This window comes from Candidatus Pacearchaeota archaeon, from assembly GCA_035404185.1.
GTDB lineage: Bacteria > Patescibacteriota > Minisyncoccia > Minisyncoccales > Minisyncoccaceae > UBA2211.
In genome coordinates, this window is sequence record DAONGN010000001.1 from 584,091 (window position 1) to 599,408 (window position 15,318).

Genomic DNA, 15,318 nt, shown 5'->3' on the forward strand with positions numbered 1-15,318 from the left:
AAACAACGAAAAATGGAAAATATAGACGAAATATTCCCTAAAAACTACGATTTTAAAACAATTGAAGACAAGTGGAGAAAAACTTGGGACAAAAAAGAACTTTTTAAGTTCTCCTACAATCAAGGAGACAAACTTTTTACGGTAGACACCCCTCCTCCCTACGTTTCCGCTGACCATTTGCACGCCGGTCATATCATGTCTTACACCCAAGCTGAATTTATTGTCAGATATAAAAGAATGCAAGGATACAAGGTATTCTATCCCATGGGCTTTGACGACAACGGCTTGCCAACCGAAAGATTCGTAGAAAAAAAATACAAAATAGATAAATCAAAAACAACTAAAAAAGAATTTATTGATCTTTGTTTGAAAGAAACAGAAAAAGGAATTGAAACCTACAAAAATCTTTGGAACATGCTGGGAATTTCGGTTGATTGGTCTAAGACATACAGTACTATTGCTCCTCTACCAACCAAAGTTTCTCAATGGTCTTTAATTGATTTATATAAAAAAGGATTATTATACAGACAAGAACTTCCTATTCTTTGGTGTCCAACCTGCCAAACCGCTATTTCCCAATCAGACTTAGAGGACAAAGAAAAGGATTCTAAAATGAATTATCTAAGTTTCCCTATTAAAGATGGAGAAGATGTTGTTATCGCTACAACCAGGCCAGAACTTTTACCAGCTTGTGTCGCTTTGTATTTCAATCCCACCGATGAGAGATATAAAGAATTAATTGGAAAGAAAGCAACTGTTCCTCTTTTTAACCAAGAAGTATTATTTAAAACTAGTGAAGCCGTAGATAAAGAAAAAGGAACTGGCTTAATGATGGTTTGTACTTGGGGAGACCAAGAAGACCTGGAAAAATGGAGATTAGACAATTTAGAAACAAAAAGTCTTTTAACCCCTGACGGAAGATTAAACGAATTAGGACAAAAATACCAAGGAATGAAAATTGAAAAAGCCCGAGAAGAAATAATCAATGATTTAAAAGAGCAAGGATTTTTAATCAGACAAGAAGATATAACCCATTCAGTCAATGTCCATGAAAGATGCGATACTCCGGTTGAATTAATTTTGAGCAAACAATGGTTTATTAAAATTGCAGACCAAAAAGAAAAATGGCTAGAAATGGGAGAAAAAATAGACTGGCATCCCAAAGAAATGTTTGATAACTATAAACTTTGGGTTAATTCTCTAAAATGGGACTGGTGTGTTTCGAGACAAAGATACTATGGAGTACCATTTCCCTTTTGGTATTGTAAAGATTGCGGAGAAGTAATTCTACCTAATGAAAAAGATTTACCTGTAAGTCCGTCTGAACAAAAACCTCCGATAAATGAATGCCCTAAATGTGGAAGTAAAGAAATTATCCCTGAAACTGATGTAATGGATACTTGGGCCACTTCTTCTTGTACTCCCTTCCTTTTAAGAGAATTGGCTAATAACAAAGAATTGTTTCCAGTTGATTTAAGACCCAACGCTCATGAAATTATTAGAACCTGGGATTTTTATTCCATTGTCAAAAGCTTTTACCATTTCAATGATATTCCTTTTAAAAATATCATGGTTTCTGGTCATGGTTTAGATGAGCACGGAAAGAAAATATCAAAAAGATTAGGTAACTATATTCCTAGCGATCAATTAGTTGAAGAATTTGGAGCTGATGCTATTAGATACTGGGCTACTGGAGCTGGATTGGGACAAAACTTAAGATTCAATCCTAAAGAAATCAAGAAAGGAAAACAAATTACTACTAAACTCTGGAATGTTGCTCGATTTATCATCATGAATCTCGATAACTACGAAGAAAAAGATATTAATCTCGAATATCCTGATCTTTGGATATTAAAAGAAATGAATGAAACGATAAAGAAAGTGACTGAATATTTTGAACTATATCAATATGCTAAGGCCAAGAGTGAAATAGAAGAATTCTTCATGTCTAAATTCTGCGATTACTATGTTGAATTTATTAAATACAGATTATACGGAGAAGAAGAGATATCAAAAAAGTCTGCTCAATATACACTAAAAACAGTTTTCGTTGCTATCTTAAAGATGTTTGCTCCGATTCTTCCTTTCATTACTGATGAACTATATGCTCACTTCAGCGAAGAAGAAAGTATTCACACATCAAGCTGGCCAGTGACTCAAAAAATTAAAACAAACCTAGATGACACTGATTTTAATAAAGCAATCTCTGCTATTGATGAGATAAGAAAATACAAATCAGAGAATCAGATATCTTTAGGAGCTGAAATTGAAGAATACAAACTTCAAACTGAGGTTGACCTAGATAAATATGGAGAATTTATCAAAAAAGCGATCAGAGTAAAGTCCCTATCATAATTAAAATATTTTAATAAAACAAAACGCTCCCGACTGGGAGCGTTTGTCTTGTTTCCTTTAATTTCTACTTGATATTAAAGTACTTGCTTTTTTCAATCTTATTTTCTGCTTCTCTTTCCGCTACGTATTCTCTATCTCTTTTTCTTTCGATTAAAAGATAAATAACAATTATACATAGGATTAAGAATAACAATAATAGGAATCCAGCCCAGAATCTTAAGTCAAGCAAAGAAATCAATCCAGCTGAACCTTCAGCACTTCTAATAACATCTACCGTCATAGTTTTACTGACTGTTGTGTTATTCTTAGCTGAAACATCAACTGTATTAACTAATTCATTAGAACCATAGCTAAAGCTTTCTTTTGAATCAACTGTTCCCTTAAAGGTAACGATCTTTGATTCTCCTAAGGCAATTGTTCCTAAGTCGAAAGCACCAGATAATGAGCTACCACATGATGAACTCTCATTAACTTTAATATCCCTAATATTACTAATCTTGTCAGAAATAATAGTTCTTAGAGTAACATTTTGTAATGATTTTTCTCCAGTTGGAGTAACTATAATTCTAAATTCTACTTCATCTCCAGGATTTGCAGTAATTAAATTCTGCCAAGCAATTCCATTCTGAGTAATATCACGAACTAATGTCTCAACAGAAATTCCTGTTTCTACTTTAACTGGAGTAACAATTGGTGGAACATATTCTCCTACTGTATATGCTCTTGCATATTGACTTTCAGAATATGAATACATTCCTTCATCACAACCAACTGACCATGCTCTGTAGTAATACCAAACATTGTTGTATAAGTTTCTATCAATAACAGATGATCCTGTTCCAAAATAAACAACGGTACCGTCTGCAGAATTAGTTGGATAACTTTTTGCCTTTCTTGTTACTATTGTATAACAAGCTGCTTCACCTTTATTCCAACTTAATGAAATCTGACCACTTCCAGCAGCAACAGCATTAAATCCGGTTGTAGGGTCTGGTTTAGTTACAAAGACAACATCTTGTCCCAATACAGTTTGGCTTCCATTTGAAGCTTCAGCTCTGTAGTGATAAGCTTTTCCTTTTTCTAATCCAGAAACATAATAATCAAATGATTGTCCAGAAGTCTTGTTTGTAATCCAAGATGTAGTATTGCTGTATGAAGAAAGTCTTCCCCAGCTAAATCTTACTGATGTATATTGACCACCATCGTTGGTTAAAACTCCTTTTAATGTTGCATAATTATTTCCAACATTAGGAGTAGCAGTTGTAACTGATAATCCACCGACATAATTTGATCCAATATTTCTAACTATAATATTAACTGTATCAGAATTTCTGTTTCCACGACTGTCAGTAACAAATAAAGTACAAGTATATGTTGTATCAACACTTACTGAAGGAGCGTAATATGTAGGAGTTAATGAATTTGAGTTAGATAAACTTCCACCATTACAAGACCAATATTGACTTGAAACATATCCCCCTTGACTATATGCGTATCCATTTAATGTTGTTGACTGATTTTCTTGAATATCCTTATTTGAACCAGCATCAACTGTTAAAGTATCATAATTATAGCTATTATCTATTACAGTAACACTTACAGTATCGCTACCAGTATATCCCTTGCTGTCTCTAACAGTTAGAGTACAGTTATATGTTGTTGTGTAGCTAACTGAAGGAGCGTAATAGGTTGTGTATAAAGAAGAGTAATTAGATAAACTACCACCAGAACATGCCCATGAATAAGTCAATGAGTCTCCTTGAGGATCATATGCAGAACCTGATAAGGAAACAGAAGATCCTTCATTAACGCTCAAGCTTGAACCAGCATCAACTACTGGGTTTTCATTGTCATAATTAGTATTCATTACGGTAACACTAATAGTATCGCTACCAGTATATCCCTTGCTGTCTCTAGCAGTTAGAGTACAGTTATATGTTGTTGTGTAGCTAACTGAAGGAGCGTAATAGGTTGTAGATAAAGATGCAGAGTTAGATAAACTACCACCAGTACATGACCATGAATAAGTCATGGCATCACCATCAGAATCATTTGCAGAACCTGACAAGGTGATAGAATCATTTTCATTAACGCTGACATTTGATCCAGCATCAACTACTGGACTGTGATTAGTAGCCTCTTGATTGATTACAGTAACATTTACTGTATCAGTACCAGTACCTCCTTTACTGTCTCTTGCAGTTAAAGTACAAACATATGTAGTATTTGAACTAACTGAAGGAGCATTGTAAGTAGTACTTAAAGAAGTAGAACTAGACAAGCTTCCATTAGTACATGACCATGAATAAGTCATAGCATCACCATCAGAATCATTGGCAGAACCTGATAAGGTAACAGAAGATCCTTCGTTAACAGAAACATCTGAACCAGCATCAACTACTGGGTTTTGGTTTGTAGTATTATTTGAAATAGTTGCATAGAAAGTTACGTGACCTTGTGATGGCCATCCGCCAGTAACGTCTCCGATGTTAACCTCAATACTATTGCCATTATTAACAGCTGAAATTAATTCACCTCCTGTTGCTTGCTGATTGGGACGCCATCTTGCAGTATTCTCAAAAACAATGGTTTGAGAAGAAGCAATATTAAGGTTTACCGTATCAGAAACCTGGGCAGCGTTATCGGCCCATAAAGATCCAGAAAAAGACATTTGTGTACTAGCTGCTGTTGGAAAGCTTACTCTCATTTTTGTGTTAGTAGCCGTTGTGCCAGTAACAGTATTGTGATAGTAAACATCAATAGCAATTCTATCTCCAGCGTTAGCAGTAACTGATTTTGACCAATTATACGTTCCAGCACTAACCTCATAGTTCATGATTCTTAGAGTATCTAAATCCTTAGTATCATTATTAAATATAGCAGTACCAGTAGCAACAACGCTACCAACTCCAATAAACAACACCGAGACTAAAGATACAAGACTCAAAACTATCGAACTCGAAAACATTTTCTTTTTATATAATGTATTCATATTTTTATTATTTTATTATTTTTTTATTATTTATTCCAAAAGAATGATTAAAATAGATAGTGGAGAAAAATTTTTAACTGGATGTATCTGTGGGACCGCTGGGAAAATCACCAGAGTCATCATTTACAGAATCTCCACCCGTATGTTCACCAGAGTCATCATCCATGGCACTCCCAGAGTCTCCTCCTGTGCTGCTGCTACCTCCAGAAAAGCCGTCACCGCCCCCGCTGGTGTCAAATTTTTTTAGGACACCTGTGGTTTCGTCTCCCCACCCAACGGCTATAATTCCGCCATTGGTATTGTCATGGAAATAATAAAGAAAAATCTTCTTATTTCCTTCTTCCATCGGATTGTCCACCTTAAAAAGATAGGGGGTAACGTCGCGTGTGGGATTAATTTCCGTATTATTTATTATCTTAACCGAAGAGTCAAGATAAATAACCTTCCTAAAGGACCAGTTTTTTATGATTGCTTCCTGTTTTTGGTCCTTCGTGTATGCCATTATTCTGGCATCCACTATTTTCTCGTAATCAGCAAACCTCCAAGCTGGAAGCTTACCGCGATATTCGCAACCATCAAAAAAGTCCAACTGTGTTACCTGGTTTTTGTCCAGGTTCCACAATGTACTCCAGTAAAGAGTCGTATATTTTGGCTCTTCTGGAACACAAACGATATTATCTACTGCGGTAGTTACTACTGTTGTCGCCACCAAAGGCGTAATAGTAGTGTTCTCTTGCTCTCCTGTGGACACATTGGCTCCACTAGCATGTGGCATAAAGACCACAGATATAGCCACAATCACTGCGATTGTCACAACTGCGATTGCAGTTAATAGTGCTTTTTTTTCCATACAAATAACCTCTTTCTCCACCCATGATATAACTCATGGCTGGTGATTATCCTCATAAATACAAGGACAAACAAAAACCATGAGTATTTTAAAAGAGCTTACTAAGCTCCTGTATAATAACACCATTATTAAATTTGTCAAGACCCCCTACTTTATAATCGCTTGATTGCCAAATCTTAAATCTATATACTCAAAATTACCTAAATTGCTAGAATACTTGTTATTTTCCAAAACAATACCCAATTTTTCTATCTGCCAATCTAAATCATCATTAATATTAAAGAAAATCTTGCAAGATAAATTACTTTTAGTGACTATTTTCTCTTGATAAATATCAAATTCACTAACATTAATTGAATTACTTTTTAATTTTAATTCAATCTTAGAAAGTCTTTCTAGAATATCTTCCTTGGTTAAATTACTAAATTCCTCTTTTTCATTAACTTTAATCAAAGAAGAATACTCTTCCTTATTCTCAAAATCCTTAATATAGCTTCCATTTTTATCAACTAAATAGCATTTTGAATTATCAAAATCATCAGTCCAAACTGCATAAGGAGTTTTTTCGACTATCTGAAGAGAAATTCCGTTAGGAAAATTCTTTTTAATCGTGATTTTCTCTATTTCAGGAAATGATTCCATTAAACTGTTAACTCCGCCACCCATAGAAAGAAAAATGCTTTCTGTACTGATATCCATTCCTAATAAAGAAAATGAAGTTTTTAATTCTTGTTCAGCAACTTTTTCTAAATCTTCAGTTGAAATATTGTTATTTCCACTAATATTAAGTTGTGAAACTTGGAATCTCGGAGAAAACAACAAAAATCCCGCTGCTGAGAGAACAATAATAGAAGCGAAAACGAAAAAAGAGAAATAAAAATTAGTGAAGATGCTTTTCTTTCTTCTTTTTGCTATTTTTCTTTTTTTAATCTTTATTCTTCTCTTCATTATAGGTGACGTTTTCTTTTTCTTAACTCTTCAAAGATATAGGTTAACCAATACATTGGAGATAAAACATAATCTTGAGTTTTAACATACTGCTTTTCCTTTCCTCCAAATCCTTTTTTGAATAAACTCAATCCTGCCCAGGGATGATTATTCTCCGATTCAGGAATTACCCCCCAAAAATTATATATCTCACAACCTCTTCTTTTCGCTTCTTTAATAGCTTCCCACTGTAATAAATACGAAACAGGAATTTTAGCATATTTTGAAGACGAAGCTCCTTGGTGATAAAAAGCCCTATTACTCCAATAAACTATCATTGCTGACGAAACCGTTTCCCCTTTGTATTTTCCTAAAAAAATAACAATTTCATTATCATTTTTAAAAGCATCTAATTCCCGCTTCAAATACTTAGGAGGAAAAGGAGTAAAAGAATGTCTCCCCGCAGTCTCTAAATAGATTTTTTCAAATTCAACCAAGTCTTTCTCGTCTATACTTTTAACTATTTCTACGTCAGAATTCTTTTCAGCTTGTTTAACTAGATATCTCGTTGTCTTTCTCATTCCCTTCAATAGTTCTTCTTCATTAGGAATAACGTTTAATTCCCAAGTTAATTCAGGGTGCATGTGAATAGGAGCGTTTATAAATCCCAACTCTTTAAATATTTTAACATTTTCTTCGTTTAATGCAAAGATGGGACTAAAACGAATAAAACTGGCTTTTTCTTTTTTTCCTAATTCTTTCAGATAGTTAAGTAATATTTTTATAATTTCTTTATCATTACCTTCTAAAATAACTGGCCCATGAGGAACAAAAAGAAAGGTCCCCCTTTTTGCTTTAATCTTAATAGTTTGTGCAACAGCAATCAATCTCTCATTATCAAATATTCCAAATCTATATACCTTATCACCCATTGATTGATTGAAATCTCCCCAATTAAAAGACTGGCAAAAAGTTTTTTCAACACATTTCAAAAGGAAATCTTCCCATATTTTCTTTTCGTCAATTTCTTTAATTGTCATTATTGTATTATATTCTAAATAACAAAAAAATCAATTTTCACCTTTTATTATCGCTTCTTCATTATATAAATTAGTAGGACTCCAAATCATATATCCATAATATTTATCAGTTAAAATTTCCTTAACTGCTTTAATCTGAAGATATACTTTTTCTGTATCATATGTAGCTCCCAAATTAAAATCTTGAAGCCATGGCCTAAGCTTAGAATTATAATTGCTAATCCTTATCTTCGCTTTAGCCATTGAATATGCTACTACCTCAAAAGGATGATCAGCTGGATTTTCAAATCCGATAAAGCCACTAGCATAATGAGAAGGATAGACCATTGGACAAACAAAATCAAAATATTCATAAGCATCTTCGATTACCTGTCCAATCCCTAATCCATCTAAATTAACAGTAGTTAATCCAAACAAATCAGCCGATATTGTTTCTCCTTTTAATTCGCTTCTTAAATATTGATAAAAACTTTTTAATACTTCTCTTTCTGTTGAAAAATCTACATTCATATTATTCAAATTTCCATCAGACGGAAAACGAATATAATCAAAATTAACTTCATCAAACCCATTACTTAAAGCATCTTTTGCAATGGAAATATTGTAATCCCAACCTTCTTTTTTAGTTGGATCTATCCAAGCCAATCCATTATAATCATACCAAGTGCCACCGCTTAAATTTTTAATCGCCAAATCACTTCTGTTATAAGCCAAGACAGGATCTTGAAAAACCGTAATTCTAGCAATAACATATAATCCTTCGTTATGTAATTTATCAATTAAACCTTTCATATCTTTGATAATTACTCTTTCTGCTCCATACTTTTTAGCAAGAGAAACATTAGTACTATAAGGAATCTTTCCTGACCAATCTTTAACATCAATCACAACGGCATTAATCTCTGTCTTCTTTGATAAATCAATAATATAGTCAATCTTTGCAGAATTACTAGCTGACCAACTAGTTAAATAAACGGCCATAATTTTATCAGGTAAAACCTTATTTTCTTTAACACTATTAATACCTCCTATCTTTTCTTTGGGTATAAAAATAAATACCCCGAGGGATATTAAAATTATAAAAATAATTAACAAAAACCACTTATTCATTTTAGTGTTCGAGCATCTTATTTATAAACTTACTTCTTACTCCCATGAATTCATTAATATGGTTTATTGCCTCCAGCTGTTCTTTTATCTTATTATCTAATTCTAAGGCACAAAAATCAGAAAAATAACCAACTGGATAATTTTTTAAATAATCTAGTTCTGATAAATCATCCATATGATGACTGTCATATTGTAATTTTCTCTTTCTAGCATCCACGAAAGAAAATTCTTTCTTTATAGCGCTTATATGATTACATTTGATGGGAAACTGAGATAAAACTTCGACTTCTTCCTTGTATTTATCTTTTTCTAATAATCTTAAATTTTCTAAATGGGCAAAGTCTAAACAAATCCCTCCATATTTTTTAATCTCTTTTGCATCTAAGGGAGATTTATCCGTATTCTCTATGCAAATTAATTCTTTGTATTTTACAAGCCACTCATTATCAATTGGAAATTCTCTTTCTGAATGAGTGTTGAATATTTGCGTATCATATTCTTTAGCCAAAAACTCCAACTCTTCAACGTCCATATCACTTCTTAAATGAACAAAGGGTATCGTTTTAATGCAAGATTTCTTTATCATTTCATAAAGAGTTTTTCTGTGTTCTTTAGTTAGACCAGTCAAAAAAAGAGCTATTTCTTCAATTTTTAACTCTTGAATTTCTCTGAACTTTTCTTTCCAATTTGATCCATTTGTAGTTGTTAGCGCAGGAATAAATTTCATAATTAAAATCCAAAACCTGTTATTTCAACTGCTTTCTTTGCCATAATCATCTTGGCATCACGAGAAGCTTCATTAATGCAATCTTTTAAATACTTTTCTTGATTTTCTTTGCCTAATTCAGGATTTAAAGAAATACTCACTATTTCTGCTCTTCCATTAACAACAACTATAATTCCATTCTTTTCTTTTTCTACTCTTTCGTCCCCCAAAGAACTTTCCAAATCTTTTAACTTTTTTAAATCTTTTAATTTATCAAACATACCTTTATTTTTATTATTACCCTCTTATTCTGTCTTAAATACTACAAACAGTCAAACACCCTCCTAGCATCATCTCTTGAAATATTAATATGAGTAGGAAGGCAGACAATCCTCTTTGCTATTTCTTCTGCTTGAGGACAACTACCAACAATATAACAAACATCATTAAGTGAGGTTAAAGGAGGCACCACTACGGAGCCAAACCATCCATCGTTTAAATATATTCCCTTTTTTCTAGCTTCCCTTGCCACCTTCAATGGATTAACATTTAGTATCGGATATTTTAAAAATATTGCTTCTTTATCTTTATCCTTCTTGAAAACAACTTTAAATTCTTTTTTATTTACCAATAACGAATTATATACTTGAGCTATTTCACGCCTATGCTCATTGAACCTATCTAATTTCTTAAACTGATTTATTGCTAAAATTGCTAAAGCATTAGGCATTCTTTCTGGAAAATATGAAGGAAGTTTTCCTTGATTTTCTTTAGAAGTAACCGCTTTACTTAAAATATTCAAATTAAGAAGTGCTGCCAAAAACCCTCTTCCTATTTTTGAATTGTATAAAGGTAAAACTATTTTATTCATCAATACTGGATGTAATAATTGCTGTTTTATCCAGAATAAAGATGGGTAACTAATTTCTTTCTGAAAATGAGAAACTTTTTCAAGTAAAGCTTCATTATTTACCGTAACCATTCCGCCATAGACTGAAGATATAATCTTGTCTCTGCCAAAACTAAAGAAACTGGCGTCTCCAAAAGATCCACAGAAAGAATCTTTATATTTAGCTCCTAAAGCATGAGCACAATCTTCAATTAAATAAAGATTATTAACAACACAAATTTTTCTAATCTCATCAATATCGGCCGGATAGCCAAACGTATGTTGAATCATTACCGCCTTAGTTTTGCTAGTAATTTTTTTAATAACATCTTCAGCTGAAATATTTAAACTTTCATTAATATCAGCAAAAATAGGAGTTGCTCCAACGTAAATAATCGGATTAACCGCTGCATTACAAGTAAAGGCTTGAATAATTACTTCATCTCCGTTTCCAATTTCCATTGCTTTTAATATGGAAATTAAGGAACTTCTTCCAGAATTAAAACTAAAAGCATTCTTAAATCCAAAATAATTCCTGAACATTCTTTCTAAGTCTTTAATTTCTTTTCCTCTCTTCCATTTCCATGGTTTAAAAATCAAGCTTAAAGCTAAAGATATATCATCTTTTTCTGTATTAGGCGATAAAGAAATAGAAATAGTTTTCATTATTTTATTAATTTATCAATTAAAAGACGCGGAACTCTACTTTCTAATAAAACAACACTACCCTCATTAGCTATTGAAATTACTTTCTTTAATATTTTATCTCCATTTTGAATAAATAAAATATCTTCAGCTTTCATTCCTGACTCAATCGCTCCTTTTTTTAAATCTTTAAAGTAGTCCCTTGAGGTAATTATTGCCAAATCACAAACCTCTCCAATCTTTCTTCCTATCTTGTGATGAGCTTCTTTACCTTCATTTCCTAATTCAATTAAACACGGCATAACTAATATCTTTCTTCCATTCCAATTCTTCAAATATTCAAGATGAGAAATAATGCCATCAAAATTAGAAGAATAAGTTGCATCAATTACATCAAAATTATCAACTCTTTTAATGCTAATTCCTCCTTTAATTTCTTTAACCTTATCTGCAATTACCTCTAAATCCATACCTAATTTCTTAGCTACAGCAATTGCTGCTAAAAGATTATAAACATTGTGAATTCCGTGAATATTAGTTTTGAAAAAGTGACTTTCTTTAGTTTTAAAAACAACCCTAAATGATATTCCCTCTTTATCCTCTTTGATTTCTTCTGCCCAAACATCCTGTTTTTCAGAAATTGAATATTTAACACTACTAACTGTTGAATTAAAATTATCTTTAATTAAATCATTGTCCCAATTTAATACTGCCAATCCTTCACTTGGCAAAGAATCAATCAATTCAAATTTACCCTTAACAATGTTCTTTTGTGACCCGAAAGTAGCTAAGTGTTGATTATTAATTCCTGTTAATATTCCAATCTTCGGTTTAGCAATATTACATAATAATTTTATCCCCCCTCTATTATATGCTCCCATTTCACAAATAAATATTTCATGCTCATCATTAACATGATTTAAAATACATTGAGATATTCCTATTTCTGAATTTTCATTTTTCTCGGTTGAGACAATCTTAAAATCAACAGAAAGGATTTCTTTTAAAAATTCCTTAGTCGAACTCTTGCCGTAACTTCCTGTAATTCCAATAACTAAAAGATTTTCCAAGGCTTCTCTCTTCTTTGTTGCTTTCTTGATTATTCTATTCCTCATAAAAACAGTAGCTGGCTGGAGAAAAAGAACAGTTAGGGAAACTATTAAAGGAGTTAAAATGTCAAAAGCTAATATAGTGAGAGCGAAATAAATTAGATCAAACACCATCCATTCTGTCGGATTCATATAGTTTTGATAAAAAATTACTCCCAAGACAACCGTAATTATTCCTAATGGAATAAAAATAATGGGCAAAAGAAGAGACATTTTTGAAGTCATTTCTGGTACCTTTATCCTTCTCCTCAATAATCCAATAATAGATAAAAATCCTTCAATAATATAAAGAAGAAAAACCACTGGAATGTAAGCCATTACAAATAAAGTGATTTTACTTAAAGATTCATTAATAAAATCTGGGTACAAGTAAGTAGCCGAACTCATTACAAATAGTATTGCTAAAAAAACGAAGCACTTAAAAAATAATCCCCAGTTTCTAATTATCTTCTTTCCAGCATATGTATCAAAATGTGCCAAAAACCTACCAATATGATAATTTTTTAATTGCCAGAGATAAGACCAAAACAAAAAACTCTTAACTTCTTTGAAAAACCAAAAGAAAAGAACAATCAAACCTATTAAAACTGGCATCCAGGGCTGTATGTCCATATTATTTATTTAAAAATTTAACAATACTTTCACTAACTTCAATAGGATTTGTTTTGTAGGGATTATGTCTTGCGTCCTTTATTATTTTTAATTCAGAATCATCAATTTCTTGTTGAAAAAGAACTCCATCTTCTATTGGCGTCACTTGATCTTCTTCTCCCCAAATAATCAAGCACGGCATATCAACCTTAGGCAATAAATGAGTCAAATCTTCGCTCACAACTTTTTTAAAAATCTCCTTCATTAAAGGATTGGCACGATAATAGTCGTAAGTTCCAGATATCTTATACGCCATCTTCTCAAAAAAACCATAGACACGAGAATCTTCAGAAATAATCTTCGCCCCTATTCTTGCTAAAAACTTTGAAATCCTTTGTCTTAAATTTAATCTTTCTTCTCTAACTATTGCCGCATCACAAAATATTAACTTTAAGGGTTTAATATTTTTTTCTGTAGCTATCTTCAGGGCAATACCACCACCAAAAGAATGCCCAAGGAGATAAAAATAAGAAAGATCTAGTTTTTTAATAAAAGCAATAATAATATCAGCGTACTCTCCTACTCCCCAAACAGTTTTAGGCATTTCTGTTTTTCCAAAACCTGGCAAGTCAGGAATAATCAATCTAAATCCTTTTCCCGCCATTTCATCAATTATCCTCATCCAAGAGACAGAAGATGCTCCCCAGCCATGAAGAATCAAAAACGGCTTACCCTCACCAGCAGTTTTGTAATACAAGTCAATACCATTAATATTGATTTTATTTTCCTTTAATTCAAATAGTTCCATTGACTATTTTCTTTTAATTTCTTTAAACCCTAAATACTTATGTAAAACCTTAGGAATCTTAATGCTACCATCTTTCTGTTGATTGTTTTCTAATAAAGACATTAAAATTCTAGGAGTAGCAATCCCTGTATTATTTAATGAGTAAGCGTATTTAGTCTCTCCGTCCTTAGTTTTGTATTTAATTCCTAATCTTCTTGTTTGAAAATCAAAAAAGTATGAAGAAGAATGAGTTTCTCTGTATTTTTTCTGCGAAGGAACCCAAGCCTCAATATCATATTTTTTAACTTGTCCTAATCCTAAATCAGCAGCACAATTTCTAACTACGTGATAAGGAATATTTAATCCCTGTAAAATTTCTTCGGCATTCTTAGTAATCTCTTCATGTAATTTTACTGATTCTTCTTTATCATTCTTACACAAAACAACCTGTTCTATCTTCATAAACTCATGAACCCTAAATATTCCTTGAGTATCTTTTCCATAACTACCAACTTCTGTTCTAAAACAGGGAGAAAAACCCATATACTTAATCGGCAAATCTTCTTCTTTTAATGTTTCATTAGAATGATAACTCATCATTGCTACCTCCGAAGTCCCAGCTAAATAATTTCCATCGTGAGTTTTGTAAACTTCATCCTTTGATTGCGGCAAATATCCAGTTCCAGTCATGGCCGCTTCGCTAACTAAAGAAGGAGCTCCCACTGGAATAAATCCTTTCTTAATTAAAATTTCTGTCGCATACTGCCAAATAGCCATACAGATAAGAAAAGCTTCTCTTTTCAAGAAATAACCTCTAAAACCAACTACTTTAGCTCCCCTGTCAAAATCAACCAAATCTAAATCTTTAGCTATCTGAACATGATCCTTAATAGGAAATTTAAATTCTGGAATCTTGCCCCATTTTCTAATTTCAACGTTATCAGCATCAGAATCACCATCAGAAACTGATTCGTCAGGAATATTAGGAACAAGCAACATCAATCTTTCAAATTCTTCATTAACTTTTTTAAATTCATCTTCTTCGTTATCAGAATTCCTATCTAATTCTCTCATTTGAGCAATCACTGCTTCTCTATCTTCTTTAGTTTTAGCTTCTTGTATTCTTTTATTCGCTTGATTCTTCATGGCGCTCTTATTCTCAATCGCAATAATTAATTCTCTTCTTTTGGCATCAACTGATAAAAGATTATCAACGTCAAAATTAACCTTCTTTTTTCGACAAGCTTCTTTAACTTTGTCTGGATTTTCTCTAATAAATTTAATATCTAACATATATTCAAATCTCTATTATTTTAT

The 15,318-nt window shown here is 32.3% G+C and carries 12 protein-coding genes; 1 reads left to right on the forward strand and 11 read right to left on the reverse strand.

Going from position 1 to position 15,318, the window contains the following annotated elements; translation table 11 throughout:
- The first annotated feature begins 12 nt into the window (after positions 1-12).
- Entirely contained in the window at positions 13-2,355 is a 2,343-nt protein-coding gene (locus PLD14_03295; GenBank protein HPR80223.1) for a valine--tRNA ligase, read from the forward strand.
- A 64-nt stretch (positions 2,356-2,419) separates the two neighbouring features.
- On the opposite strand, the gene PLD14_03300 is transcribed toward PLD14_03295, so the two are convergent.
- The 11 genes from PLD14_03300 to serS form a co-directional block, all read right to left on the reverse strand.
- A complete protein-coding gene (locus PLD14_03300) occupies positions 2,420-5,347 on the reverse strand; it encodes a PKD domain-containing protein (GenBank protein ID HPR80224.1) in 2,928 nt (975 codons plus the stop codon).
- Between the two features lie 73 nt (positions 5,348-5,420).
- Entirely contained in the window at positions 5,421-6,197 is a 777-nt protein-coding gene (locus tag PLD14_03305) for a hypothetical protein (GenBank protein HPR80225.1), read from the reverse strand.
- 147 nt (positions 6,198-6,344) lie between these two features.
- Positions 6,345-7,145, reverse strand: a complete 801-nt coding sequence (locus PLD14_03310; protein ID HPR80226.1) for an FtsQ-type POTRA domain-containing protein — start codon at positions 7,143-7,145, stop codon at positions 6,345-6,347.
- Positions 7,145-8,164 carry a peptidoglycan bridge formation glycyltransferase FemA/FemB family protein gene (locus PLD14_03315; protein HPR80227.1) on the reverse strand — a complete coding sequence of 340 codons (1,020 nt, stop codon included), beginning with the start codon at positions 8,162-8,164 and terminating at the stop codon, positions 7,145-7,147. Before PLD14_03315 ends, PLD14_03310 begins: the two co-directional genes overlap by 1 nt.
- Before the next feature lie 30 nt (positions 8,165-8,194).
- Positions 8,195-9,274, reverse strand: a complete 1,080-nt coding sequence (locus tag PLD14_03320; protein HPR80228.1) for a putative glycoside hydrolase — start codon at positions 9,272-9,274, stop codon at positions 8,195-8,197.
- 1 nt (position 9,275) lies between these two features.
- A complete protein-coding gene (locus PLD14_03325; GenBank protein ID HPR80229.1) occupies positions 9,276-10,001 on the reverse strand; it encodes a hypothetical protein in 726 nt (241 codons plus the stop codon).
- Between the two features lie 2 nt (positions 10,002-10,003).
- On the reverse strand, positions 10,004-10,261 hold the full coding sequence (locus PLD14_03330; GenBank protein ID HPR80230.1) for a YbaB/EbfC family nucleoid-associated protein: 258 nt from the start codon (positions 10,259-10,261) through the stop codon (positions 10,004-10,006).
- Positions 10,262-10,302: 41 nt separating this feature from the next.
- Positions 10,303-11,535 (reverse strand): DegT/DnrJ/EryC1/StrS family aminotransferase, encoded by a 1,233-nt coding sequence (locus tag PLD14_03335; protein ID HPR80231.1) that lies wholly within the window; start codon positions 11,533-11,535, stop codon positions 10,303-10,305.
- Positions 11,535-13,235, reverse strand: a complete 1,701-nt coding sequence (gene murF / locus PLD14_03340; protein ID HPR80232.1) for a UDP-N-acetylmuramoyl-tripeptide--D-alanyl-D-alanine ligase — start codon at positions 13,233-13,235, stop codon at positions 11,535-11,537. The genes PLD14_03335 and murF overlap by 1 nt, the downstream gene beginning before the upstream one ends.
- Position 13,236: 1 nt before the next feature.
- On the reverse strand, positions 13,237-14,022 hold the full coding sequence (locus tag PLD14_03345; protein ID HPR80233.1) for an alpha/beta hydrolase: 786 nt from the start codon (positions 14,020-14,022) through the stop codon (positions 13,237-13,239).
- A 3-nt stretch (positions 14,023-14,025) separates the two neighbouring features.
- Complete coding sequence (gene serS, locus PLD14_03350) at positions 14,026-15,294, reverse strand: serine--tRNA ligase (GenBank protein HPR80234.1); 1,269 nt, start codon at positions 15,292-15,294, stop codon at positions 14,026-14,028.
- Positions 15,295-15,318: the final 24 nt, after the last annotated feature.

Excerpts from the sequence above, each read along its gene's own strand:
- PLD14_03310 (HPR80226.1), bottom strand. The coding sequence starts at position 7,145 with ATGAAGAGAAGAATAAAGATTAAAAAAAGAAAAATAGCAAAAAGAAGA.
- murF (HPR80232.1), bottom strand. The coding sequence starts at position 13,235 with ATGGACATACAGCCCTGGATGCCAGTTTTAATAGGTTTGATTGTTCTT.
- PLD14_03295 (HPR80223.1), top strand. The coding sequence starts at position 13 with ATGGAAAATATAGACGAAATATTCCCTAAAAACTACGATTTTAAAACA.
- PLD14_03320 (HPR80228.1), bottom strand. The coding sequence starts at position 9,274 with ATGAATAAGTGGTTTTTGTTAATTATTTTTATAATTTTAATATCCCTC.
- PLD14_03305 (HPR80225.1), bottom strand. The coding sequence starts at position 6,197 with ATGGAAAAAAAAGCACTATTAACTGCAATCGCAGTTGTGACAATCGCA.
- PLD14_03325 (HPR80229.1), bottom strand. The coding sequence starts at position 10,001 with ATGAAATTTATTCCTGCGCTAACAACTACAAATGGATCAAATTGGAAA.
- PLD14_03300 (HPR80224.1), bottom strand. The coding sequence starts at position 5,347 with ATGAATACATTATATAAAAAGAAAATGTTTTCGAGTTCGATAGTTTTG.
- PLD14_03345 (HPR80233.1), bottom strand. The coding sequence starts at position 14,022 with ATGGAACTATTTGAATTAAAGGAAAATAAAATCAATATTAATGGTATT.
- PLD14_03335 (HPR80231.1), bottom strand. The coding sequence starts at position 11,535 with ATGAAAACTATTTCTATTTCTTTATCGCCTAATACAGAAAAAGATGAT.
- PLD14_03330 (HPR80230.1), bottom strand. The coding sequence starts at position 10,261 with ATGTTTGATAAATTAAAAGATTTAAAAAAGTTAAAAGATTTGGAAAGT.
- serS (HPR80234.1), bottom strand. The coding sequence starts at position 15,294 with ATGTTAGATATTAAATTTATTAGAGAAAATCCAGACAAAGTTAAAGAA.
- PLD14_03315 (HPR80227.1), bottom strand. The coding sequence starts at position 8,164 with ATGACAATTAAAGAAATTGACGAAAAGAAAATATGGGAAGATTTCCTT.